The sequence below is a fragment of the Granulicella sibirica genome, from assembly GCF_004115155.1.
GTDB lineage: Bacteria > Acidobacteriota > Terriglobia > Terriglobales > Acidobacteriaceae > Edaphobacter > Edaphobacter sibiricus.
Genome location: NZ_RDSM01000001.1, coordinates 2,590,018 through 2,613,794, shown reverse-complemented (window position 1 = coordinate 2,613,794; position 23,777 = coordinate 2,590,018). Strand labels below are relative to the sequence as shown.

Genomic DNA, 23,777 nt, shown 5'->3' with positions numbered 1-23,777 from the left:
GTGCCACCGGCTGCCGTATAGCAGAAGCCATCCTTTACATAGATGCGATCAGAAAGGACTTGAACCTCAGGATACCTTGTCGCCATGTGCTCCAGGTACGTCCAATGAGTTGTCGCTTGCTTCTGTCTAAGCAGTCCTGCTTCCGCTGGGAGCAGGCTACCCGAAGACCTCAGCAGGACCGAACACATTGATTGGGCTGCTTGATGGTAGCGCCAGAAGAATCACGCGTATAGGTTTTCGTTTGAGCCCAGCGGGATCCGGACTTTGCGGCGGCTTTGCTCGTGTCCTTGGCCCGTCATAGGAACCCCTTCTGCCTGTGATCATCAAGTCCATCCGAGTCGATATCCATTGCTGGTAGCAGGAGGAGCTTCAGTACAGCCCCTTTCCTTCGATTGAATTCTGTACTCCCCTGGAGGAATGCCAAAGGACTTTGTGAATGGGCGTCGGAAAGCTTCGACGCTGCCAAAGCCGCTAGCTTTTGCAACTTCAAACAGGCTCAGGCTCGGGCTCGCAAGATGTTGACACGCAGCCTCGAGTCGCAGCTCAGTCACGTGGCGTCCAGGAGTCTTGCCGACGGTGCGGGTAAAGTGTCGCACGAAATTCCTCGGGCTCATGGCCACCCGTTTTGCGAGTTCACTAACGGAGAGGTCGTGGTCGAGATTGTCCGCAATCCAAAACAGAAGATTACTAATCGACCGAGAAGCTGATGTTTGCGCTAAAAGCGTGGTACTCAATTGCGGTTGAGCACCCGACCGGCGGAGGAAGAGCACCATGTGCTTCGCCACATTGATTGCCGCTTCCTCACCTATGTCTTCTTCGACAAGCGACAGCGCGAGGTCTATTGCTGACGTCCCCCCAGCTGCGGTATAGCAACCTCCGTCTCTTACAAATATGCGGTCAGAAAGCACTCTGATCTGCGAAAAGCTCTTGGCCATCCGCTCTGCGTAAGACCAGTGTGTTGTAGCCCGCTTCCCATTAAGAATGCCAGCCTCCGCCAAAACCAGACCTCCAGAGGAGAGCCCGCCGATGCGACGGATCCGGGTGGAGCAGAGTCGAATCCAGCCCGCCAATCCACTCATCTGCTTCCGCGGCAATTGGACCGGCCATTCGAGTCCTCCGGCCAACAACAAAGTGTCGGTCGAATGCGTGCAATGGCTTAAATCTGCGACATCCAGCTCAGTTTCCATCCCTTCGCAAGCTCGTCTTCGAAGCCCGGCGGGAAGGATTTGTACTTGGTACACGGTCTTACCCAGATGGTCATTGACTTGGTCAAACACTTCCGCTGGGCCAAAAATGTTCATAAGACTGGCTGACGGTAGCGCAAGCAAAGTCACGTTGATCGGCATCATACCTCCTGGGTTGCGTCTAGCGGTTCAGCAAGGTTTCGACTGGAAGACTATCGACGTAGCCCTCTCCAATGCGCCCCCTTACTGGCGAGGAGATTCAACTGCATGCGTGACGAGTCGAATCACGGACGTTTGAATGTTGAATTTGTCCATTGCATAACAGAATGGGCCGTATCCCGTCGCCGCTGACCGTTTACCATCCTTGTAGCGGCAGTTGAAACAACAGCGCGCTTTCGTTATAGGTCGACTATATCGAATATAGGGCTCTTTGTCGAGGGAATGAATGAACTTGCGGAAGCAATACGCAGAGGAAACGCGTAGGTCCATTATCAAAGCTGCCAGGAAACTTTTTTCCGAGCGCGGATACCTTAAGACTCGGGTTGAAGACATCGCGTCACTCGCAGGCGTTGCTGCGGTAACCGTATATACCTCCATTGGAGGCAAGAGTGGGATTTTACAGGCCCTAATTGAGATTTGGACGCTTTCGCCGATTCGCAATGCTGCGGCGTTGAGCATCGAAGCTTCAGAAAACCCAAAGCAAATTCTGGAGATTGTCGGGCGAACGATGCGGAGCATGCGTGAGGAGTTTGCTGACATCATTTACGCTCTGCACGACGCGGCCCCGTTCGATGCCGCCGTTGCCAAATACCTCGAGGTTGCGACTCAACGCTACCGAGGATCATGCCTTATGGTTGCGGAAAAGCTGAAAAGCCTGGACGCCCTCCGTCCCGGCCTGTCCGTAAATCAGGCTCGCGATGTGCTTTGGTTTTACTTCGGTTACTGGAGCTGGTTTACCCATCGCGAGGAAAACGGATGGTCCTATGATGATGCTGAGCGGTGGCTTGTTGATGCGGTGACACAGGCCTTGCTGAAGGAAAGAGGGCTTCGAAAAAGCCGCGCTAGGCGCGCCGAAAAGACTTCGTCCCTTATGTCGTAGGTAGAGGGCCCAGAATGCGCAACATCGACCTACTGCAGCCCGGCGTCATGCCGAGGTCGTAGATCGCTGCATGCTTCCCCATACGATTCATATGCAATGTGTTCTAAACATTCTCCCACTGGGAATTGCAGCTGCATTCATCCTACGTTTGCCGTCCGAACTTGAGAAGTAGTGACGTTATACCGGTAGACCAACTAACAGGATGGTCAAGATGCCCACGAACGTTGAGACGATGCATACAAAGACGAGAAACCTGCTTGTCAAATATTGATACTTGGTCGGCCTAAATAAGACGCTTGAGCCGGACTATTCGATTGATGAATAGCGCTCTCGGTCGGTATGCATCGGGGTCACAGCGATTGCGGCGGATTTGCTGACAGGTTCGCCATTGATTTTAAGGCGTGCAAGATTGCCTCGCTTATTCTTCCGCCGACGCTCTCAAAATCCGTCAGACCGGCCGTAACGCTTTGGACAAGGTGTCCGTTTGAACGTGGGTTATGTCAGCAAATCACGCAATCGTGCGTAGGGATTAACCAGTCTAACTATCGAACGGACCAGGTCTGCTGCAGTCGTATTACAAGAGGCCGAGTATGCCTTTGATGTCGACTGGGGCAATCACTCCCTATGTTATGTCCTGAGTTGGATTACGGACTTTTCGTTTCTCACTGAACTCAGCGCTAACGAGGATTGAGATCATCGCATTTTTGCTGACGGTTATGCACGGACAATGAATGGTGCCAGAGGAGCAGTCGCCTGAGAAGCACGATAGTGCGCGTGAATCTGCGCTACGCCGGCAGCGACATGGAACACTACAAATCGGCGCCAAGAGTGGCTGAGACACAGAGAGGTTTTTCTTGTATTGACGGACGACTCGACACGTAACACCGCCACCGTCACAAATGCGATTCAGTGAAGCCTGTTCATGGCAGACATGTCGTAAGTTTCGCAGTTTTGAATTCTACGAAATCTCTCAGACAAGCTTCTCATCCGAGTACCGCAGGATTTTGGAGCGGCATAGCAGATTTGCAAGTATGAGGTAGAGCGCAAATTTGCTTTGTTTCCCCCAAACCAAAAGTTCTTATTTTTAGAGTGTTTTGACGAGGTGGCGCGATATGTGGAGAGTAAAGTCGCTTGATACCAGCCTTGAACAGTCTGAGCGTAACCCGCTCTTACGTTCTTTAGGACCAGTGCAGCTCACACTTTTTGGAGTTGGATCGACGATTGGCACCGGAATCTTCGTTTTGACATCTCAGGCTGCCCAGGAAGCAGGCCCGGGAATGATTGTGTCTTTCATTCTTGCCGCCATTGTCTGTGGGATAGCTACACTATGCTACGCAGAACTAGCAGCTATGGCTCCTATCTCGGGAGCGGCATACGTATACGTATATGCCAGCTTTGGGGAATTCTGGGCATGGATCGTCGGCTGGGCATTAGTTCTCGAGTATGCTATTTCGGCAAGCGCAGTGGCTGTGGGGTGGTCGGGATATCTGGTGGGACTACTTGAGCACTCAGCGTTGCATGTCGTCCTTCCGGTTAAGTTTACAAACGGCCCATACGGCGGCGGTATAATTAACCTTCCCGCAGTCTTATTGTGTCTTGTTGTGACTTTACTCCTCGTGGTTGGTACTCAGGAGAGCGCACGTGTGAACGCGTTCTTTGTCACGGTAAAAGTCTTAGCACTAGGATCGTTCGTGGTAATGTCATTACCTGCGATCAAGGATACCAATTTCCATCCGTTCGCCCCGCTTGGGGTTGCGGGCATCACGAACGCTGCCGCTTCTATTTTCTTCACATTCATCGGTTTTGATGCAGTGGCCACAGCTGCGGAGGAAACGAGAAACCCTCAAAGAAACCTGCCCATCGGTCTCTTTGGAGCGCTCTTGGTGGTGACACTCACCTATTTGCTTGTTGCAATCGGTGCTGCGGGTACGTTCGGCGCTCAACCCATGAAGAATATCGACGGGGTACCATTACTTGCGGGCTCAAAGACATTGGCTGAACGTTGCGATCAGCTTGCATCGGGCTCGCACCAGTCGCTCGCCTGCTCTCACGAAGGACTCGCCTCTATTCTCCGCCAGCTCGGTCACCCTGCTGCTGCCGGTTGGCTTGGCCTGGCTGCTTTCATTGCGTTGCCGTCGGTCGTGATGATGCTTATTTACGGTCAGACACGTATCTTTTTTGTGATGGCTCGCGATGGCCTTATTCCCGACCGCCTAGCTCGTACACATCCGCGATGGAAGACACCCTACGTCGTGACCCTATGCACAGGAATAGCCGTGGCGTTCGCTTCCGCCTTGTTACCGGTAGGCCGTCTAGCGGCTATCGCAAATTCTGGAACGCTCTTCGCGTTCTTCCTTGTATCGCTTGCAGTTCTGCGACTGAGATACACAGAACCCAGTCGCAACCGTCCCTTCCGCACTCCAGCTGTGTGGTTCGTGGCCTCGGTCTCGTGTCTAGGGTGCTTCGTCCTGTTTCTCTTTTTGTCGCGAGAGGCCAAGCTGGTTCTACCCTTGTGGTCTGCTATCGGCCTTACGATCTACGGCCTGTACGGCGTGCGCCGATCTCGACTTGTGCGAGGCGGAGCATAGGGACTTTCAGACGTATTGATCTACTGCCGGTCAGGATTGTATTTCACCCTGAGCGGAAATCGGACAACTGCACTTCAAGTGAGGGAGGCCTTGTCTTTTGCGAGCACAAGCCAGTTATTGAACCTCGGACTGTTCTTCCAAATTGCCTTAGATTCAAAGGGGAGCTACTCCCACCCTAACCCATTGCAGCAGCCGCTGCATAAACGATCGTCAACACTCAATCGGAGACCTAATTGTCCTTCCCCAATCCCTACAATGACAACGTTCTTGCTGCCTCGTACGCTAAGCTGGGCACCGAGAATACATATAATATCGCCTATCGAGACGTCGCTCACTTGTTCGAGACATATGACATGTCCGGGAACGCTCTGGACTACGGGTGTGGCGCAGGCCGATCAACCAGATTTTTGCGCAGTCATGGTTTCTCTGCCATAGGCGTTGACATATCGGAGGCCATGATAGCGGAGGCCCGCGAGCAGGACGCAGAGGCGGACTACCGACTAATCGAGCCGGGGAACCTTCAAGCTTTCAGGGATGGGCAGTTCGATTTGGTTCTCTCCATGTGGCCGTTCGACACAATTGCGACTGCAGGAGAGAAGATCGAAACACTAAACGAGATCAGCCGAGTATTGAAGCCGGATGGTCGGAGCATCCTCGTCGCATCATCTCCCGAACTTTACATGCGTGAATGGGTTTCCTTCAGTACGTCCGAGTTCCCGGAAAACAAGATAGCGAGGGATGGAGATAAGGTTAGGGTGTTGATTAAGGACGCAGGTAGTCGACGTCTCGTAGAAGACATCCTCTGTACGGAAGCAAACTATGAGGCGATCTTCCAGAAAACAACGCTAATGCTTTTGGAAAAGCGAAGTCCGCTTGCCTCGGTCGACGACAGGTACCAGTGTGACTGGATCAGTGAGCTCTCTAACGCTCCTTGGATGGTGTTTCTTCTGCAAAAGCGGGCGGATGCGCAATGAAACCACCAACGCTAGCTCCAAAGATGCCAGCGAGCGCATCGCTGTTCTCGACATCCAACGCGGCATTGCCATTCTACTCATTTCCTCGTCAACATTAGCAATATGGGCCATAGCGTCTATGAGCAATTCGGTGACGCACGCCTGCTTGGCTGGCAGCCGAAGGAAGCCGATGCGGGTGGGGGCGAAGGGAGGCTAATCTCGCAGCCCGCTGGGCGATAGCCTGCGCGTCCTGAGTGGCTAATGGTTGGTGTAGCGCGGCCATGTTGCACTCATCAACCTCATCGTTAGGACCCCTCCTGGTCTGCGCCTACTCATTCCTTTCAAGGCGGCAGGCCGCACCGCTTCTCCCTCTACCTTATTCAGAATTTTCTTGGGATGCGAATCTTATATCCCGGTTTTGCATCCGGGCTTTTCGGGCGCTTCGGTTGGTTTGGACTCGCCTCGATTGCTCTCGCCGTAATGATTGCTCAGTTGTTGCTTGCGACACTGTGGCTTAACTTCTTCAAGATGGGACCTCTGGAAAGGGTCTGGCGATCCCTCGCTTACAATCGTCAGCAACCATTCCGTAAGCATGTGGCTCAATTCGAGGCGGTTTGACTTCAATTGCCGGCTTCTTGTCCGAAAGATACCTTTTTGAGCTCTTCGGGATCGCATCGAAAATCTAAAAGATGTTCGGTTGACAGCGGCCCGCAACAGTTTGCCGCCAGCGGACTATCAATCTCCGAGGTAAAAGAAACATGCACTTTTCTCGCCAGAATCAACTCGTGGTCACGGGGCTCCTTGTGCAGGCGCTGACTCTCATGACAACCGGGTGCGGGGCCAACTCCACAGCACCCAATCCTCCTGCGAACGGCTCTAATCTACCGGGACAGGTTTCAATTGTGAACAAGCAACTCTTGCGCGATGGAAAGCCGTGGGTACCACATGGATTTTTCCAAGTTGCATTTCAAGCGTCCCCAAACGAACAGAATGTGCCCAACTTCGAGACACAAGCGCAAGCTTACTACTCGCCGCAGGAATATACAGACATGGCAAACGCCGGCGCCGACTCGGTCCGCGTTATGCTTGGCCAAACAGTCGGCGATCCTCAAAACACCAAGCTCTATTCGGAATCTTTTGTGAATGGATTCATTGGCGCGGTTCAAGAAGCCAGGAAAGCGGGTCTCACAGTCATTGTGGGTGTTCAGGATGAGTCGATTACGCAAGATCCGAATCCAACAGACTTGCCGAACTCAGCAACGCAGCGCGTATGGGCACAACTCGTGCCTGCATTCAAGAACGATAAAGGTATTCTGCTCGAGTTGTTCAACGAGCCGGGCACTGGCCCGGACCAGGCTGTGCAACCATCTGATTGGCAAGATTGGGTCACGGCGATGAACTCGACGATCGCCAGCGTACGTGCTGAAGGTGCGAAGAACGTCGTTATCGCTGACGGCCTCGCGCATGCCGGAATTCTGACGGGAGCCCCAACTCTGACCGATAGTCTGAATCAGACTGCCTATGCGGCCCATCCGTATACTTTCCAAGAATCCAGCGAAGAAGAGCGGAACGAACAAGCATTCCTGGACAACAGTTTTGGGAACTTTGCCGCAAGCAATCCTGTGATCATCACGGAATGGGGTCAGGGCTATTATTGCGGTCCAACCAACCCAGCCTTCCTTCTCTTCTTTCTTAACTACATTCAGAGTAAAGGAATTGGTTTGGAGATGAGTTTCTGGGATTGGGGCGGTCCGACGGCATTCGGAGGAACTCGCTATAACTACCCCAACCCTGTTGTTTCGATGTACTACGACAACGGATCGCTGTTGACGTGCGGAACGGCACAGCGCGGTCCCGGACTAACCATAAATTCCTGGTATGCCACTAACGTTCTTCCATCCAAGGTACTGTGACACAAAACGACCGGTTGATACACATGACGCCATCCGGAAACTCAGGTGTCTGCGTTGTTCCTCAACGGGCTCCGATCCGCACTCGCGTTGGGCCACGGGCAGCTTTTAACAATTCGCGCAAAGGGGACAGAACCTTGCTCCTCTTTTCAAATGAACCATGAAATGGAGGATTCTTGACACGTCGCCATACTACCGCATCGATCTCGGCTCTTCTGGTTATGTTCGTCCTCACAAGTACTCTTCGCCTGAAGGCACAAAAAGCGACAGCGGTCGATGAGCGGTCCATCACGGATGTCGTCAGAACGTTACTCGTCGCCTTGAGGAACGAAGACCAGACGGAACTCAACTCTGTAGTCACACAAGACTTTTATATCTTTGACAACGGGTCACGGTTTGACAAAGACTCGGTTATGGCCTTCATGAAGCGTTTACACGCCTCAGGAAAACAGATTGAGTGGAATATCACGGAGCCAGACGTACATGTTGTCGGGGATGTTGCGTGGATCGCGTACCTGAACAAGGGCACAATTACTACGGGACAGATCAAGTCAGATCAAAGCTGGCTAGAGTCTGGTTTCCTGGAAAGGAAGTCAGGCAAATGGCAACTTGAATTTATGCAAAGCACTCGGATTCCCGGAAGCGTAGGAGTCCCTAAATGAGGTTCATGGAAATTTGATTACGTTTCGAATCCCGTTTGCTCGCTCGATAATGGGAACCAAGAGCATCGATTCCTCGCGTTGATGTTACAAGGCCGAGGGGGCGTCTTACGAACATAACACCAAGATAGACAATTATGCAGGGCTCGCATGCGGTCAAACGTTTTTGGATCAGGCAGGTAATCGAGACCCGGTACAAAACAGGCGTGCCCGCTGGAAATCCGCACTAGCTGAGACATGCTGTTGACGCTCCAAGCTGCGAGGTCTATGAGCGAACGGCCTCCGTTCCGAGAAGCGGGCGGGTGTCCCTGCAAGATAATTCCGCCTAACGCTCTGTGCGGAGCGTTAAAACCGGTGATTCGTCCCTACCCTACTACTTGCCATTGAGAGAGATGGACTACCTATGAGACACCTCCTACCTTCATTTGCTTGGCTGCTGGTTTCCGCCGCATCTGTTTGCCATGGTCAATCCGGTGGCTCGAGCGGCTGGACGGGAACTTGGTCAGCTGCACCGCGTATTGAATTCACCACCGATGGAATTGGGACAGCTCCGGAAACGATCCGGGAGATCGTGCATGTGTCGACCGGAGGCCGTGCTGTACGAATTCGGCTTAGTAACGTATTCGGTACAGACACTCTCAGAATTGATGGTGTCAGCATAGCCGTGGCCGCACAGGCCGGCACACTGAAGTCTACACCTGAGCTGCTGACCTTTAATGGTATGCCGCAGGCAAATATAGCTGCCGGAAAAAGCCTCACCAGTGATTCTGTTTCGCTTGCATTAGCCCCGTTATCTGATCTCGCGGTCAGCATTCTCGTACCACCCGAAACGATTCACGTGATGACTGTACACCCAAAGGCAAACACGACCAACTATACCGCGCCCGGAAATCAGTTGCTTTCCTTACGGATGCGAGAACAGAGTTCTTCTGACGCGTATCCGTTTCTTGTCGCTGTCGATGTGCAATCGGAGGCTGAGTCGTATTCCGATGCCGGAGCGATCGTCTGCCTCGGCGATAGCATTACTCAGGGTGTCCATAGCACGCCGAACAGGAACGAGGCGTGGCCGGATGTCCTCGCAAGAACGCTGCAATCCAGAACTGACATGAAACGAATCGGGGTCTTGAATGAGGGGATTGGGGGAAATCGTATCTTTCAGAATGGTGGTGGGCCGGCGGCGTTGTCGCGCTTCGATCGCGACGTGCTGCACCAGTCGAACGTCAAGTTCCTGGTCCTGGCAGTGGGTATTAATGACATAGGACTCGGCTATGGTCCAGCCGCGCAGCCGTCAGCAACCAGACCGACTGCACGGCAAATAGAAGCGGCGTACAGAGACCTGTCCCAGCGCGCTCATCTTCAAGGCATCAAGGTGATTGGCGCAACCCTTACGCCATTCGGGAGAGCAGCTTATTTTTCGGAAGCGGGCGAAGCCGTAAGGCAAGAGGTTAATCAATGGATTCGGACTAGCGCTCTGAACGAGCACATCTACGATAGCATCGTAGACTTTGACCAGCTACTGGACGCTCGACAGAATGACTCAAGACCAATGTTGAAATCGCGCTATGACAGCGGAGATGGTCTGCACCCAAACGATTCTGGCTACGAGTTAATGGGACGCGAGGTATACAACGCATTTATGCGCGTCGATAATCGGCCCTGATGTCCAGGCTGTAGGATGTGACTTCTCCCTGCCTAGGAATTCAATAGGGCGCGAAGTATTGATGCAACATCCAACCATCAGACATGAACGGAAAAACCCACTGAATGAAGACGAGCTGTGGGCCGTGGAACGTGGATCGCAGGTCATGAAAAGTTAAGCGCCAAAATCACATACTGCCCAACCCCGACGCCCGCCTTAGAAACACTTGGTCATGAACGCTGAGCAGCCTGGAACCAATAGACGGAACGATTCGCACCGGCTCGATTGCCAGAAGAACTTGCTCACCAAAAGGCAGGTTCTGGCACTCGGCAATGGATGGAATGAGCACAGTTGATCACAACGATCTTGTTAGCGCTTGGGAGTCTGAGCAGAGTCGGGTCATTCGGAACTTCGTGCGCGGCGAGTCTCGATGCCTCTTCTCGAGCGCGGGCCCGGGCTGGCCGGGCATCATGCTTGAGGAACATGAGATCTCCCCGAAGTCACGCCCTGCTGCAGAGCTAAGCCGCTTGGTTCTTTGCTTCTGGAACAACAATGAAACAATGCGCTGCGATCATCCCGACGCTAACGGCTACTTCGTCCCGAAGCTGGTGCATCCGGGAACTCTCTCCCTCTACACCAGGGGAGCACTCGCCGAGGTACGGACATTCGAACCTTGGTCTGGAATTTTCCTGAGCTTTAAGGAAGGTTTCCTCTGTGAAGTTGAGGAGAGATTCCGCCATGACAGCAACATACATAGCGTGGCGGACGGGATGATCTCGCAGGATAAGCGTTGCTTTCTAGAGGCACCCCTGCAAAGCATCCTGAAATGCCTAGGCGAAGAAGCACGCACCAGGGGCCAAAATGGGCGGCGGTACGCGGAGAAGCTCATTCAATCGCTCGCAGACCGTCTCCTAATCCTGACTCGCACGCGCCAAACAGCGTGGCTTACCAATAACCTGGATATGTGCACGTGGCGCCGCATCACCGACCGGCTTGAAGCCACGCCGGACGCGACTTTCGACGTTGAAACCCTCGCAGCCGAGAGGGGATGTAGCAAGCGGCACTTTTTTCGCACTTTCCGCGTCAGCACTGGACGTTCTCCGCATCAGTACGTTTTGGACCTGCGCATTGAGAAAGCAAGACGACTTATGCTGAAACCCAACTTAAGCCTGATGCATATCGCTATGGAGTGCGGCTTTAAGAGCGACGCACACTTTACGCGGGCTTTTCGTCAACGCCTCGGAGTGCCGCCCAGCATCTTCCGGCGTCGTCTGTCATGTCATTTTTCGTCAAGTAAGGTCGTCTCAGCTCCGCTAAGCTCAGAAGACAGGAGTCATCCGGCCCGTCTCAGATGATGAAATCCCTTTGGATGCAATGTGACAGCACTACCTTAGTCCAAGAAGAATCGCCGGCGACCGGACCGGCGCTTGCCCCCACTTAACGTCAACAGCGGTTCGCAAGTATGGACGTACTGCGCGGCATCGCTCTGCTGGGCATCCTCATCGCCAATGTCTCCGACTTTGGTCTGCCGGGCTGGGACTATCTCGTGCCGCTTAGTGCGTCCAAGCCTGTCTTCACTGGTCCGCACGCCGCCGCGAACACGGCTATGTGGTTCGCGCGCTGGCTGATCATGGAAGGCAAAATGCGCGCGCTGTTCTCCTTGCTATTCGGCGCAGGTGTCATCCTGCTTACCGGGCGCATAGAGCAACGCCAAGGACAAGGGAGGGCAGCCGATATTTATCTTCGACGCAACATGTGGCTGGTCCTGTTCGGCGTCATGCACGGCTATTTTCTTTACCATGGCGACATCCTATATTTTTACGGACTCATAGCGCTTCTCTTCCTTTATCCTTGCCGAAATCTCCAGCCGCGGACGTTGGCCGTCTGTGGCGCATGCCTGTTGGCGTTGTGCATGTGCGTCAACCCTATTGCTAGTGGGACAGCGATCCGAGATATCGGGCTGCATCACCGAGTGTCTTCCTGGCGATGTAAAAAACTTCAGGAACACCTTGCGCTTAGAAAATATCAGCATTTAAGGCTCGTCTCAGCATAGGGACTTTTCTCGTGCGTTCTTTCATGCTCGCTTGCAGAGTTGCAAGCGCTTTTAAGCCTGCGGTCGCTTCCTCCGCATCTGGCGTTTCGCTTGCATCGTTCCACCCTGTATCGTCACCTTCCCGACTATGTTGCACAACGATGCCGTCCTGCCGACAGACAATTCTGAGGTCACCATACAACAATCCGTATCTCAAATTGGTTTGTGCCGGTAACCACGCGATCTGACCACGAATTGGAGTCAGACTCTTGTCGCCAAAAAGATGTCTGGCCCCCCATCCAGTGCAGTTCGCTATCAGGCGTTCCCGGATCTTAGAAAGATCAGCCGGGGTGCGAAAGGTACATGCTTCCAGACGGCCACCGGCACGCTGAAACTCCTCAAGCAGCAAGGGTATAAGTACGCCTAAATTGAACGTGAGGGATCGCGAGCGCCATGCATACGGAGTAGGGAATGGTGACTGATCGCGCGGAATAAAGCTCATCAACGGTGAAGAATTGGCGAGGTGTAAAGAGCATTTGAAAAATCCATGGGAATCTCGTCGATCGAACTCTGCGCGTTGTGGATCGGGCTGAGTGTCGGACAGGACGAATCGGTCAACCCACTCGACTGGCCGTGAGGTCATCGAGGTGTACGCCTGAAATGCTGCGAAGGTTTCGCTGGCTAGCCGCCGCCATGCATCTTCAAAGCGTACACTTACTGCCTCGCCGAGTGCGATTCTGCTGTCTGGAGTCCAAGAACCGGTTGCACGCGCTGACCGTGTTTGTAGCGGTGGATCTTGGGCGTAGATGCTCACTATAAATCCTGCGCGCTGCAAGGTCAGAGCTGTTGTGATGCCGATAGCGCCAGCTCCTATCACGGCAACATCAAGAGTCCTAGGGTGCGCATCTCGCAACAAGTTTAAGACACGGGTAGCAGATCCCCAGGACAAGGACCATCCGCTACCGCCGTGACCGTAGTTGTGAATCAGCAACTGGTCTCCCAACCTTTCGGCTTCTATGCGTGGCCCGCTCGCGCGAAACGGACGAGTGCAGACCGTGATCCTTTGTGGAGGACCGTTCGTATCGATAGGTTTCAAATGCGGTGGCAACAAACGTTTTGATTCTTGAGATTCGTTCAACTCGCTCTATTCCTTTGTGGGAGGCACCAGTAGCTTAGACCTCTATGGTGTTGCCGCTAACGCCTCACACTGCGGGAAGGACAGCTGCTACCTAGGCAGACGCATATAAGCGAAGGAAAGCTTCGTCCGGAGGGTTCTTTGGCAGTATATGTCCCAGGTCTGACATCTGCTGCCAGCGTTCTGAACAATCCGAGAGATGCTAGCATTTGCCAGCGCGAGGCGATCCAAGAATGAAGCAAACCTCGTTCGTGGCCGTCATTTTAAGGAGGCCTACAGATTGTCAGCGCGGCACATGCTTGCGCCGCCATTTCCTGCAACGTCCGCCAGTGGGTGAACGAGAAAACTCGAGAAAAGGATAGCAGCAGTCGTCATTCCCATCGTTCGTCGAAAAGATTTAGTCGGATGCTGTCAGCCATCACTTTGTACCCTTCGTCGTTTGGATGGAGATGGTCAATAGAGCTGTACTCGGGGTTGAAGGATAGTGGGCTTTGGAGGGCGTGCATCACCGCATCGAAGTCGATCACTCCGTCGAACGCGCAGACGACCGAATCCAGCGTTCACATCTTGCCGAACCTTTTCGCCGGCTTCGGAATGGAACGCGGCGCCCTTACACGGCAGGAGCGTGGCGCCATACAGAATGATTTTGTGCTGATGAGCGCGCGTAATGATCTGCTAGTAACTAGCGATCTGCTCCTTAGCGGTGGGAGGATAGGACAACGGATCTGTGGTTCGGTAGCTGCGCCCATCGTGGAACGGAACCCGTCTGTAATGCTATCTCCAAGACAAACGATCGATGCTGCATCGTTCTCCTTCTGAATCTCAACCCCTTTGAGGAAGCACCATTCCGAGACAGTCGCCGGGTTAGGAAGTGTTGTCGCGGTTAAGTGGTTTCCGGCCGCTAGAAAATTATTCTGCATGGCAAACTTTTGGTAGGTAAGCGTATCGATCCCCTGACCGGGGACAAAGATAGAGACGGCTAAATTGGAATTCGGTTCGATCCTAAGCTGAATTGGATCCGAGACGACTTGTGACTGCGGAGTGATCGCTATCTCTGAGGTGCCCGCAAACGTCGGATTTGTTGTCTCCGAAGGATTGAGGTTCCCGTACCCGTCCGTTACCGCAACAGTAGCGCCACCGATTCGCGATCGTTGTACTTCACTCCCCAATTCATTGGTAAGGACGATGCGAACTGACTCCCCACCCTGAGAGACGTGGATAATTTCACGAATGGTTTTGTCGCTTGTAAAGAGTTCGCCAGTGTTTTGCAAAAAGAAGGGAACGGAAGTCCACGTTCCAACCCCGTTGCCCGCATCGTGGGGACACTGAGAAAACACGTTATTTGCGCCGGCAACAGAACGCCTGGTCAGCAGCGGCATAGATGCCATCCGATGGTATGGGGATGGAAACCGTGGGCAAAGACGTCGTACATCACAGGCGACTCCAGTCGTTAGACAACTTCGTCTTAGGCAGAGCGCTTGCGAAAATCCATAGACAACTCCTCCATGATGCTGCCGAACCACAAACCTTCAGGAGCTATCGCCTTCGTCGGCCTGGCAGGGTGTCCGAAGATCTTGTCGAACACTCCCATGGATTATCTTCGATGTTTCAGCATCGTCCATCTCACAAAGATGGCGGCCGGTCAGCAATATGCATCCTGCATGCGCATATCCTTCTGCAATACCCCTCACCAGCCATTTACAACAGCTCTTTGCCGCTTCAGCAAAGTCTCTTTGATAGTTCACTAAAACCACCTCGTGACGGTCTACTGACAGAGCAGTGCGGGCTGACGAATTCTGTACCGGCCTCTTCACCGCGCTTGCATGAATGAAACAGTTCCCGTCGGAGCGTCGAAGACGGGATCGATTTGGAGTCGGACACCTTGAATGAGAACAATAGGACGGTGAGGTTTACGGTTGGTCGCAGCTATGCAGAAGCGCCTGGGCGTAGTCTCGCCAACACCTTCTCGACTCGAACGTGATAGCTACCTCTTGTGCCTTCGAGGCTGTGCCCAGCATAGAAACACACAACATCACAGCCGGGATCGCCCATTCAAATTCCATAGCCAGCTCACCTCATCCGCTATGCCAGCGGCTTCTTTCAAACGACCCTATAAAACTGCCCCGAAAGACAGCCTCGCAGCTCCCGGTCTGACGCGCGGGGCAGCCCTGGGTACGAACGTTTATCAGGAATTCCCACCCATGGCGGGACGTTCTTCGCAGGACTGCATACCTTAGAGGTAACGGAGCCACCAGTCCTGACGATTTTGCTTGACGCCCTCGAACCATCGTGAAAGCGGGTAAACGAGGGCCACGACGAGTAACCAGACGATATAGGTTCCCCACAAGGGAAAACCCCATCCGAGGCGCTCCACTTCAGGAACGGTGCCGGAGAACATCGCGGCGCTTGCGTTCGCAATGTAGCTTTGGAAGATTCGTAGGGGATACCCGAGCGCGAGACCGACCGCGATCTGCAGACAATGCATGACAAAGAAATGAGTGATGTAGGTGAAGAGCGGTGTGCGGCCGAACGTGGTGAGAATCCCGATAAATGGGCCGCGCAGTCGCTCCAGGCCGAGGAAAAGAAGCAATGAAATTCCGAGAGTGGCCAGGACGTAATCAGGAGATGCAGGATATTTAGTCACGTCCATGAACGACTCGGAGTTCAAGAGTGGCGTATGCCCAGCCTTCCACGGTGAGAGATCGCCATAACCGTTGATCCCACGCAGCAGTGCGAAGAGCGCCAATAGACTGGCGGCGGTCCAGGCAAGGATCCGGTCGCGGATTGGCGGCGGTAGCCGAAAGATATGTCCATAGCCGAAGCCAAGACACATAATGCCGAGCCACGGAACAAAGGGGTACAAGACGATGCCACTTCCAGCTGGTAAGGGTCCAGGGAAGACAGTAAAGGTTCGAAAGAGGAGGGGCGCGCCGGTCGCATGCAAGAGGGGACGGATTGCTAAGGGTGCAAGCAGGACGATTGCGCCGCCCAGGACGAGAACGAAACGCGGCCGTAACCACACCAGCGCGGACAGCACAAGCATGCTCATGCCTGTCGCATAGAGAACCTGAACGAAGAAAAACACGCGGCCGAAGCTCAGAAGGGTGCTGATCACAACTAAATCGAGAAAGACCAGCCATAGACCGCGCATCGCCAGAAACCGGGACAGGTTCCGGGTGGGCCCATGCTTTTCATATTGAAGCCGGATACCGACACCGGCTAGAAATAAGAAGGTCGGGGCGCAGAGGTGAGTAACCCAGCGCGTGAGGTACAGCAAGAGAGTGGTGTGGCCGGCCTCGGTGGGTGTAGAGGTGAGCGCCCCGCGATTAAAGAAATCCCGAACGTGGTCGAGAACCATAAGAAAGATGACGAGACCGCGCCAGGTATCTAGAGAGGTCAACCGCATGCGGCGCGGTTCCATCAACACATCATCAGGTGTAGCCATCTGTAGGTGAATCTCACTTTCGTGGTTGCTCCGCTAACGGAGACAGTTCGCAATTGTCGTACGCATACCTCACAATCGAACCGTCTCGACCGCAAAGATCTTTCACTCTTCGGAAGCGCTGTTGTCCGATCGCTGCGCCCACCACACTTGATGCGTCCACTCGCCCTCCGCTAAGAGGCGCGAACGGCACGTCTCAAGTCGCCGTGCCATGATTTATCGGCGTTCTACAGGCCATGATCTTTCAATTGTGAAGAACCACGTTTGCGTCGCGATACGTATCAACTACCTGAATGATAAGGTCACCGACCTTGTGATGTTCCGTGGAGTTATTGAAAAGTATCTGTGTTCCGACAGGGAGATTTACTTGCACGGACTGACCTACATTCAGCGTTATTATTTGGCCCCCCATCTTTAGTTCAAAGAGTTCTCCAGATCGGTTGATCAGGCCGAATTTAACCTTTCGCGGCGTCTTACTAAAGAACGCATGGACCGGAACTACAATGCTTTGGGCCTGGGAGAGTGGAACATATGACAGATCAAGTGAGAATGCGATCAGAGACGCAGCAAAAGCTATCTTTAATTTCATAAACTTTCTTAGTCCTTTGGTTGTTCGCTCCGCCACATAAGCGTTTCATTATGGTCGGTGCTATTTGAATGGTTATCGGAGCCGTCAGTTCATTTGCCAGCTTGGATTGACCGAGAGAACCGCTAACTCAACATGTGGGACCTAACCCCATCATTTTGGTAATACAGAGTGTCTGAGCGATATTGCAGGTTTCTCCCACGTGGTTACGCGACCTGGCCATGCGGGCAAGAGAGAGCGTCGCACTTGGATGCTGGTCCTTAACAAGAAATCGGTCGCAAGGTCTAGATATGACATTGGGGCTGAGCTGATTGCTAATGCCTCCGCGTGTAGAGCCCAGGCGAGCAGAGGCCTGTTTTGCCCCACGATAGATTTCTGAAAGACGATCGCTCATACCAGATAATTTGACGCAAAGATCAGGTTGGAGAGAAGGGCGAAACGAGCCAAGAGACAAATACTTTCTGCCAGTGCCTTACTGCACTCACCCGCATGCCGAAAACACTCTTTTGCATCAAGCCAGAAACATCTGCGTTGCTGTGTTTTGGAAGAAGGAGCGTTTGACCGTGAAGTCGCTGGGCAAAGATGGTCCAACGAGAGTCCGATAACCGGCGATTAATATGAAGGTCTTATTCCCATAGCGCAAGCTACTATCCGGCGGTCAACCGCTTGCCTACTCACGTGACTTATGAAGAGCAAGTTGGTTGTGACTGTACTGCGACGAAAGGGCTAGGGACGAGATTAGACGGACAGCTAGCGCTGACATTGGGGTGAACCATGAGACGATGATCGGCCGCATGATCGCCTCAGCATGCAGCGGACTCGGTCAACGTGAGGAAAGCTGGCCTCTGAGGATTTGAACGCTAAGACAAGATCGGGCCCGGCGTGAACAGATCGCGAACTGGATCAGCGAAGTACCGACAATAAAGCTGTCATAAAATACCTGGCAGAGGAAGCAAGGACATAGAGCGGCTAGCCCGTCGTGCAGAGAGGGAGGTCGCGCCCGAAGTGTAATCGTCCAAGACTCAACTAACCTTGTTAAGACGATCAAGCGTAAGAAGCTCACACCCGGAGATCGAGATCGCCACTTCGATGTGAAAAAGGGAACTAGTTGCTACGTTGCGCAAAGAAAGAAATACACCTGTCTGCAAATTGCGCTCCCGCGCGAGCTTGCGTACAAGCAGCGGCTGGAGCTCACCCGGAACGCCAACAGGAAGCCTCAACTTTGATATGAGACTGTCGATATATATTTCGTGATGATCCCATTCTCAAGAAAAAATTCTTGACTCCATTGGTGTTGATCCGCCTCGCTTATGAATTCGCCACGGCTGGGATCTTGTACTCGTAAAACACTATCCATCCGGATCATCACGTGCTCCGGCGTCTCCTCTACGTAGTTGTAGATGGCTTGCCCTTCGCAGGAGAATTTCCCAGCCCAGGATGCGAGGGCTTCAAAAAAGCCATCGATGCCTACGAAAGTATGAGTTCTCTTGGTATCAGTGACGATCGTGACTACTTCTTTAGAGAGGACCTTACACTGCTCCTCCCGATACTTATCGACATCTGTTTCTGGAATGGTGTGACAGTTATGGAAAAACTGTCGAACTGTCTTGTTCTCCGTCATGGATACCTCTTCTTCATTCGTTCTCTATATGACGCGCTAATCAGGGAGTTATAAGGGTGTTCTTATGCCATTTTCACGACTATTTCTGTCAACTTTTATAAGACTCGGGTGCTTCGCCTCGCGGACAAATTCACTCCAGATGTTGTCATTACCGACATCGGCATTCCAAGACAACGAAGGCAAGCCGGTGAGATTAGCGGGTTTCAGTCGCATCCATGATGTGAGTCGCAGGGCCGCCAAACCCGTTGATCTGATATGTGCCGAGATCAGCCGGAGAGCTTCTCAAGGCTGCGCTGAAGCTCGAGACGCGCGTCGTGTTCATGCGGGCGAACGAGATTTACACTGGCGTTCGGCATTGCGTTCCTGCGGTAGCCAAGCTTCTCAAGGATCAGCATAGCGGGCATTCCAAGAAACGAGACTCTTGCTGGGAACGTCTTGGTCAATGACAATCGAGTACGGATGTTTGCGCAACACTTTTGGCTGGATTTGCTTCAGGTTTGACCGTATAAAGCGCCTCTTCATGGGCAAAAATGAAATCAGACGTAACTATAGTGAAAGACACATCGACTTCGCACCAAAGTCTGAGCGTGCTCAGCCAGATATTTTGACTACAGCTAGATACGGCATCTATCAATTACCTTTCGGGAATGTCCGATGGAAACAAGATGTGCACCAAGCCCGCCTCTCGGCAGCTTCGGGTAACCAAGGTGCAAGCAAATCAAACACAATTCACTCATCTTTAGGAAATCATCTAAGACGCAGCCACAAATATGATTTGCAAACGCGTTTTAGCCAACAGTCACAACGGAGAATTGAGTTCATGCTATACCGGCAGACGCCGTTGAAGAAGTTAATTGCTGGACTTAGTCTCTCGTTCGGAGTTCTTTTAACACAATCGGCGTATGCAACATCCCAGGTGCCCTCTCAGAGCGTCGCAGCAGAGGTACAAGAGTTGATGGAACGTGTCGGGCCACCCTCCAAAGTAGCGATCAGAGACGCAAAAAAGGTCGGGATGAAAGATGTCAAACTACACACACTGACGGACTCTGAGAGAGTGAAGGTGGCGGCCGCATTCGCATCTCTGCCCACTCTGAATAGGCACATCCTCGAGAAGAGGCTGCATTACCTCGCGTTTCTCGACGGCATTCCGGGCGAGGGTACCGCCCTTACGTCGCCAGCTACCAGAAAGGGCTTTTACGACATCACGTTTCGTGCCAGTGTTTTAAACGAGTCGCTTTCTACGTTCCTAACCACCAAAGAGCAAAGCGTATTCGCCGCCGACGGCTCCGACATAGCAGTCTCTGTTGAAGGGACAGGAACGGATGCTCTGACGTACTTGCTCTTGCACGAATCTACTCACGTGCTGGATTTCAGCTGCAACACCACAACGGATCCGCATAGCCGATTCACGGAGGGCATCTGGACCGATCCAGACACCATGGTGTCTCACCTCGCTACGTCCGCTGCAGCGAGGACCCACTTCCATCAGGGACACCCGATCGGGTTCGGGGAGGCGGTAGCCGTATACGATTCACTGGCTCAAAGCCCGTTCGTTAGTCTTTATGCGACAGCGTCTCAGTATGAGGACCTCGCGGAACTCGTCTCTTGGCGCGAGCTTATGAGCAAACATGGCGGAAACCTCAGCATCGAAGTCACCGACTCTCAGGGAAAAACTATGCGGCATTGGGAGCCACTAACTTTCCCTGGCGTCGAAAAGCGTTTTGCGGAGGTGGACGAGCTTCTTGCGACGAAACAATACTGTGGCATCTCTTCTTGAAACGAGAGCTGCTGCAAACAGACGACATCGTCAAACGGTAAACAGAGGATCGCCAAGTCCGCACCTGCTCTCTCTATGGAGGCCGTGTAAGTACAGCTGTTATGGGTCCGTCGATTTTGCGATCCCGCAACTCATATGGCTGGAGACCAGACAAGCGCTTGGCGAACAGTTCTATTCCTTGCGAGCCGGCAGGGTGATGACGGCTGCTTCGTGAACACCTGAGCATCTTCATCCCTTCGCAATATGAATCTCGTTATCTCGATCCAACTGACGCGCTTCCTTGCCTTGGCTCAGCTCCGGCCTCAGCTCTTTTATGCTGAGCCCTGCTGCGGTCTTCATACGTACATCCAAGGTTCCAGGCGTTGCAATATGGGAAAATACAGTTCCGATCCGAAGCGAAGGACGGCCAAGAGAAAGGTTTACAGTTGATCAAAAACAGATGTGCTTGTGGTTGGGTGCGGGCCTGCTGGACTAACGGCTGCAATTGCATTAGCTAAACAAGGAATTCGGGTTCTTGCAATTACCAAGCATCCAAAACTCGCACCGACTCCTCGGGCGCATGTAACGAATCAAAGGACTTTTGAGATTTTTCGTGATCTCGGCATAGAAGATGAGGCGCGAAAATTTGCAACCGGATACGACCGTATGCCGCAGGCAATATTTATGCGGACTCTCGTCGGGGTTGAATAGGACGTATCTGGGGTCTTGGCCAAGAGGCTGCTGCCAAGCCGGTCAGCCCGTGCTCGCTTGCCGACCTGCCTCAAAACCTGCTTGAGCCTGTTTTGCTTCAAGCAGCATTGCGCTTTGGAGCAAATGTACGTTTCAGCACTGAGCTGACATCCTTTGAACAGGACGATCAGCAGGTTACAGCGAAGATCGTGGACCGGCTTTCCGGAGACACGTACACCATCGCTGCGAGCTACATGGTCGGTGCAGATGGTGGGAATAGCCGAGTAGCTAAGCTGTTGAATCTCCCCCTTGAGGGAGCGGGTGAGATTGGTCGGAGTCTCAACATTCTCTTCGATTGCGATCTGACAGAGTATGTGGCTGAACGGCCGGGGCCGTTGTTTTACCTTGTGAGAACGGCTGAAGATGATGATGGCATCGGCATTGGCGTTTTGCGATGCATCAAGCCATGGACGAGATGGTTGCTCATCAAGGGTTTCGCGGCCGGTAAGGAAGTGCCCGACCTGCCTATAGAAAGGGCGATCGCCACGATCCGCGACTATCTCGGTCTTCCAGACCTTCAACCTGAGGTGACTGGGGTCGACCCTTGGACGATGAACTCGCTCTATGCGACAAAGTGTCAAAATAGGCGGGTGTTTTGCATCGGAGATGCGGTGCACAGACACGTTCCGCTGAACGGTCTCGGCTCGAACACCGCCGTTCAAGATGCCTACAATCTTTCGTGGAAGTTGGCGTTTGTGCTGAAAGGATTGGCGGAACCTCACCTGCTCGACACCTACACCGAGGAACGGATGCCCGTCGGCAAAGAAGTTGTCGAACACGCAACGGGTGCCTTAGCGCTTTATCCTGCTCTTTTAGAGGCAATCGGCATTCCAGCGGCGTCATCAAGCAATGAATTGGCATCAATGTGGGCGGAGATTAACGCGCCATCGGAAGCCGGGAAAACGCGCCGCGCACAGATTCGTTCAGCAGTTGAAAACATGGTGTACGAATTCCAAACTCGGGGTCTGGAATTGAACTAATTTTACCGGTCGTCCGCGACTATTGCAGATGAAGAGCCGAAGGACAAACCATCACAACGCGACCTGATACCGTTCGTTACAACTCCTCCTGGAGCACACCTTCCTCACGCCTGGGTTCAGCGAAATGGTGTGCAGGTCTCGACCCTAGATTTAGTCGGAGCAGGGCGTTTTACACTCTTGACGGGTGTGGGAGGGGATGCGTGGGTCACGGCAGCGGAAGAAGTCGGTGCAGAATCTGGCGTCGAGATCACGGCGGTTGCGATCGGACCAGGTTGTGTGGTGACCGACCTGCTGTTTGAGTGGCAATCTCGACGCGAGATTGACGATGATGGATGATTGCTCGTACGCCCAGACGGCTATATCGCTTGGCGACAGAAAGCGAACAGCTCGCATCACTCGAGCAACCTTGCAGATGCGCTGAGACAGGTTCTAGGAAAGCAACCCGCATCCAACCTGCCGCAGTAATCTCAAGTGTGGAGTCCTACAGCTAAGCCTGGGGTCCCGTCAGGAAACGGACGATCGAGCACGCCAAGGTGTGAGGAGTCCGGGATCCACCGGTAGAGTTTAGGGACAGAGACGCCGAGTTTGCCGACGCCGTTAGGGTGGTGGATGGCAATACGGATGTGCACGATCTTGCGAGTGCCTGCACTGCCCCTGCGTGGTCTTAGACCCTGGCGTGCAGAGACGCCCCTTGTTCGGGAACCGGGAGATCTCCCAAGCATCGTCGGCGCACGCCTCAGTTTGCTACCGGCAAGTCTTAGTGCAAGTCGCATTCTCGGATGTTGGGGCCGAGGGGACCGAAAAGGCAGTCTTTCCGGATTGCGCAAACAGAACGTTTCCGCAACGCGAGAGTTTGCTATGGCGCATGTGGTTTTTGCCCTGTGAGACGAACCAGCCTTCCAGCTTACCCCCTTTTGCTTCGAAACCAGCTCGGACCATGGCAATCTCAAGCCAGTCAGCAGGTAGGCGCACTAGGAATTCCATCGTCCACCACGCCCCTCAAGAGTCTCCGCGTACAACTCTGCCACGATGCGCTGCATGATTCACCCGTCCGCGCCCACCGCTTTCGTTCGATAGCGGTCAGCGTCATCCGCGAGATCCCAAACGCTCGCGCAAGCACCGAGGGTTCCTCCCCGGCCTCCAGCCTCTGCACGAGCGAGACAACAGCATCCGCATTGCGGTTGCTGGCCTGCCGTTATACAGGCCCCGTTTTTCGCTATTGCAATTCCCTCTCGCTGGCGCTCCCGAATCAACTGCCTCTCAAACTCCTCGATGGCACCCATCACGCTCAGAAGCAGATTCGCCATCGGTGGATCCTTGCCGGCGAAGATGAGGTTTTCCTTGCGAAACTCCACGCGCACGCCGCGCTCTGTCAGACCAAGTACCAACTTGCGGAGGTCGTCCAGGTTGCGGCCGAGCCGGTCCATCGAGTGACACACCCAG

The 23,777-nt window shown here is 53.4% G+C and carries 19 protein-coding genes and 2 pseudogenes; 13 read left to right on the top strand and 8 right to left on the bottom strand.

Annotated elements, in window-relative coordinates; translation table 11 throughout:
- Positions 1-323: 323 nt before the first annotated feature.
- Positions 324-1,349 (bottom strand): GlxA family transcriptional regulator, encoded by a 1,026-nt coding sequence (locus GRAN_RS10855; RefSeq protein WP_128912877.1) that lies wholly within the window; start codon positions 1,347-1,349, stop codon positions 324-326.
- A gap of 280 nt (positions 1,350-1,629) precedes the next feature.
- On the opposite strand from GRAN_RS10855, the gene GRAN_RS10850 reads away from it, so the two are divergent.
- From GRAN_RS10850 to GRAN_RS10810, 9 genes and pseudogenes are all read left to right on the top strand, one after another.
- A complete protein-coding gene (locus GRAN_RS10850; protein ID WP_128912876.1) occupies positions 1,630-2,283 on the top strand; it encodes a TetR/AcrR family transcriptional regulator in 654 nt (217 codons plus the stop codon).
- 1,112 nt (positions 2,284-3,395) lie between these two features.
- Positions 3,396-4,871, top strand: coding sequence for an amino acid permease (locus GRAN_RS10845; protein ID WP_128912875.1), 1,476 nt, complete (start codon positions 3,396-3,398; stop codon positions 4,869-4,871).
- A gap of 233 nt (positions 4,872-5,104) precedes the next feature.
- Positions 5,105-5,845, top strand: a complete 741-nt coding sequence (locus tag GRAN_RS10840) for a class I SAM-dependent methyltransferase (protein ID WP_128912874.1) — start codon at positions 5,105-5,107, stop codon at positions 5,843-5,845.
- Positions 5,846-6,199: 354 nt separating this feature from the next.
- A pseudogene (locus tag GRAN_RS27015) lies at positions 6,200-6,442 on the top strand (DUF418 domain-containing protein); the annotation flags it as partial.
- 284 nt (positions 6,443-6,726) lie between these two features.
- A complete protein-coding gene (locus tag GRAN_RS10830; RefSeq protein WP_161570930.1) occupies positions 6,727-7,737 on the top strand; it encodes a glycoside hydrolase family 5 protein in 1,011 nt (336 codons plus the stop codon).
- A 173-nt stretch (positions 7,738-7,910) separates the two neighbouring features.
- Positions 7,911-8,396, top strand: a complete 486-nt coding sequence (locus tag GRAN_RS10825; protein WP_128912871.1) for a nuclear transport factor 2 family protein — start codon at positions 7,911-7,913, stop codon at positions 8,394-8,396.
- Positions 8,397-8,796: 400 nt separating this feature from the next.
- The gene (locus tag GRAN_RS10820) at positions 8,797-10,053 is read left to right on the top strand and encodes an SGNH/GDSL hydrolase family protein (RefSeq protein WP_128912870.1); all 1,257 of its coding nucleotides are present in this window, start codon (positions 8,797-8,799) and stop codon (positions 10,051-10,053) included.
- A 320-nt stretch (positions 10,054-10,373) separates the two neighbouring features.
- Entirely contained in the window at positions 10,374-11,387 is a 1,014-nt protein-coding gene (locus GRAN_RS10815; RefSeq protein ID WP_161570929.1) for a helix-turn-helix domain-containing protein, read from the top strand.
- A gap of 107 nt (positions 11,388-11,494) precedes the next feature.
- Positions 11,495-12,085, top strand: a complete 591-nt coding sequence (locus GRAN_RS10810) for a DUF418 domain-containing protein (RefSeq protein WP_128912868.1) — start codon at positions 11,495-11,497, stop codon at positions 12,083-12,085.
- Here GRAN_RS10810 and GRAN_RS10805 read toward each other — a convergent pair.
- The 6 genes from GRAN_RS10805 to GRAN_RS25485 all read right to left on the bottom strand — a co-directional run bounded on the left by GRAN_RS10805 (position 12,048) and on the right by GRAN_RS25485 (position 19,252).
- Positions 12,048-12,941 (bottom strand): FAD-dependent oxidoreductase, encoded by an 894-nt coding sequence (locus GRAN_RS10805; RefSeq protein ID WP_241654498.1) that lies wholly within the window; start codon positions 12,939-12,941, stop codon positions 12,048-12,050. The genes GRAN_RS10810 and GRAN_RS10805 overlap by 38 nt on opposite strands.
- A 629-nt stretch (positions 12,942-13,570) precedes the next feature.
- Positions 13,571-13,726 carry an SGNH/GDSL hydrolase family protein gene (locus GRAN_RS27010; RefSeq protein WP_421800793.1) on the bottom strand — a complete coding sequence of 52 codons (156 nt, stop codon included), beginning with the start codon at positions 13,724-13,726 and terminating at the stop codon, positions 13,571-13,573.
- Between the two features lie 33 nt (positions 13,727-13,759).
- Positions 13,760-14,578: a hypothetical protein gene (locus GRAN_RS10800; RefSeq protein WP_128912866.1), complete on the bottom strand. Its 819-nt coding sequence runs from the start codon at positions 14,576-14,578 to the stop codon at positions 13,760-13,762.
- Positions 14,579-15,432: 854 nt separating this feature from the next.
- Positions 15,433-16,644 carry an acetyltransferase domain-containing protein gene (locus GRAN_RS10795; RefSeq protein ID WP_128912865.1) on the bottom strand — a complete coding sequence of 404 codons (1,212 nt, stop codon included), beginning with the start codon at positions 16,642-16,644 and terminating at the stop codon, positions 15,433-15,435.
- A 1,799-nt stretch (positions 16,645-18,443) separates the two neighbouring features.
- Positions 18,444-18,848 carry a hypothetical protein gene (locus GRAN_RS10790; RefSeq protein WP_128912864.1) on the bottom strand — a complete coding sequence of 135 codons (405 nt, stop codon included), beginning with the start codon at positions 18,846-18,848 and terminating at the stop codon, positions 18,444-18,446.
- A 266-nt stretch (positions 18,849-19,114) separates the two neighbouring features.
- Positions 19,115-19,252 carry a hypothetical protein gene (locus GRAN_RS25485; RefSeq protein WP_161570927.1) on the bottom strand — a complete coding sequence of 46 codons (138 nt, stop codon included), beginning with the start codon at positions 19,250-19,252 and terminating at the stop codon, positions 19,115-19,117.
- Between the two features lie 416 nt (positions 19,253-19,668).
- Here GRAN_RS25485 and GRAN_RS10780 point away from each other — a divergent pair, with 416 nt between their 5' ends.
- From GRAN_RS10780 to GRAN_RS27000, 4 genes and pseudogenes are all read left to right on the top strand, one after another.
- Positions 19,669-20,625: a hypothetical protein gene (locus tag GRAN_RS10780; protein WP_128912862.1), complete on the top strand. Its 957-nt coding sequence runs from the start codon at positions 19,669-19,671 to the stop codon at positions 20,623-20,625.
- A 441-nt stretch (positions 20,626-21,066) separates the two neighbouring features.
- Complete coding sequence (locus tag GRAN_RS27005) at positions 21,067-21,315, top strand: FAD-dependent monooxygenase (RefSeq protein WP_128912861.1); 249 nt, start codon at positions 21,067-21,069, stop codon at positions 21,313-21,315.
- The gene (locus tag GRAN_RS10770) at positions 21,312-22,334 is read left to right on the top strand and encodes an FAD-dependent monooxygenase (RefSeq protein WP_128912860.1); all 1,023 of its coding nucleotides are present in this window, start codon (positions 21,312-21,314) and stop codon (positions 22,332-22,334) included. Before GRAN_RS27005 ends, GRAN_RS10770 begins: the two co-directional genes overlap by 4 nt.
- Positions 22,335-22,355: 21 nt before the next feature.
- Positions 22,356-22,799 (top strand): annotated as a pseudogene (locus tag GRAN_RS27000) (aromatic-ring hydroxylase C-terminal domain-containing protein).
- A 578-nt stretch (positions 22,800-23,377) separates the two neighbouring features.
- Here the strand turns inward: GRAN_RS27000 and GRAN_RS26160 are convergent.
- Entirely contained in the window at positions 23,378-23,773 is a 396-nt protein-coding gene (locus GRAN_RS26160) for a recombinase family protein (RefSeq protein WP_241654460.1), read from the bottom strand.
- Positions 23,774-23,777: the final 4 nt, after the last annotated feature.

What these genes read in the sequence shown, in the direction of transcription:
- GRAN_RS10820 (WP_128912870.1), top strand. Translation starts at nt 8,797, where the DNA reads ATGAGACACCTCCTACCTTCATTTGCTTGGCTGCTGGTTTCCGCCGCA.
- GRAN_RS10815 (WP_161570929.1), top strand. Translation starts at nt 10,374, where the DNA reads ATGAGCACAGTTGATCACAACGATCTTGTTAGCGCTTGGGAGTCTGAG.
- GRAN_RS10795 (WP_128912865.1), bottom strand. Translation starts at nt 16,644, where the DNA reads ATGGCTACACCTGATGATGTGTTGATGGAACCGCGCCGCATGCGGTTG.
- GRAN_RS10780 (WP_128912862.1), top strand. Translation starts at nt 19,669, where the DNA reads ATGCTATACCGGCAGACGCCGTTGAAGAAGTTAATTGCTGGACTTAGT.
- GRAN_RS10845 (WP_128912875.1), top strand. Translation starts at nt 3,396, where the DNA reads ATGTGGAGAGTAAAGTCGCTTGATACCAGCCTTGAACAGTCTGAGCGT.
- GRAN_RS10800 (WP_128912866.1), bottom strand. Translation starts at nt 14,578, where the DNA reads ATGCCGCTGCTGACCAGGCGTTCTGTTGCCGGCGCAAATAACGTGTTT.
- GRAN_RS25485 (WP_161570927.1), bottom strand. Translation starts at nt 19,252, where the DNA reads ATGCCCGCTATGCTGATCCTTGAGAAGCTTGGCTACCGCAGGAACGCA.
- GRAN_RS10850 (WP_128912876.1), top strand. Translation starts at nt 1,630, where the DNA reads ATGAACTTGCGGAAGCAATACGCAGAGGAAACGCGTAGGTCCATTATC.
- GRAN_RS10855 (WP_128912877.1), bottom strand. Translation starts at nt 1,349, where the DNA reads ATGATGCCGATCAACGTGACTTTGCTTGCGCTACCGTCAGCCAGTCTT.
- GRAN_RS10790 (WP_128912864.1), bottom strand. Translation starts at nt 18,848, where the DNA reads ATGACGGAGAACAAGACAGTTCGACAGTTTTTCCATAACTGTCACACC.
- GRAN_RS10810 (WP_128912868.1), top strand. Translation starts at nt 11,495, where the DNA reads ATGGACGTACTGCGCGGCATCGCTCTGCTGGGCATCCTCATCGCCAAT.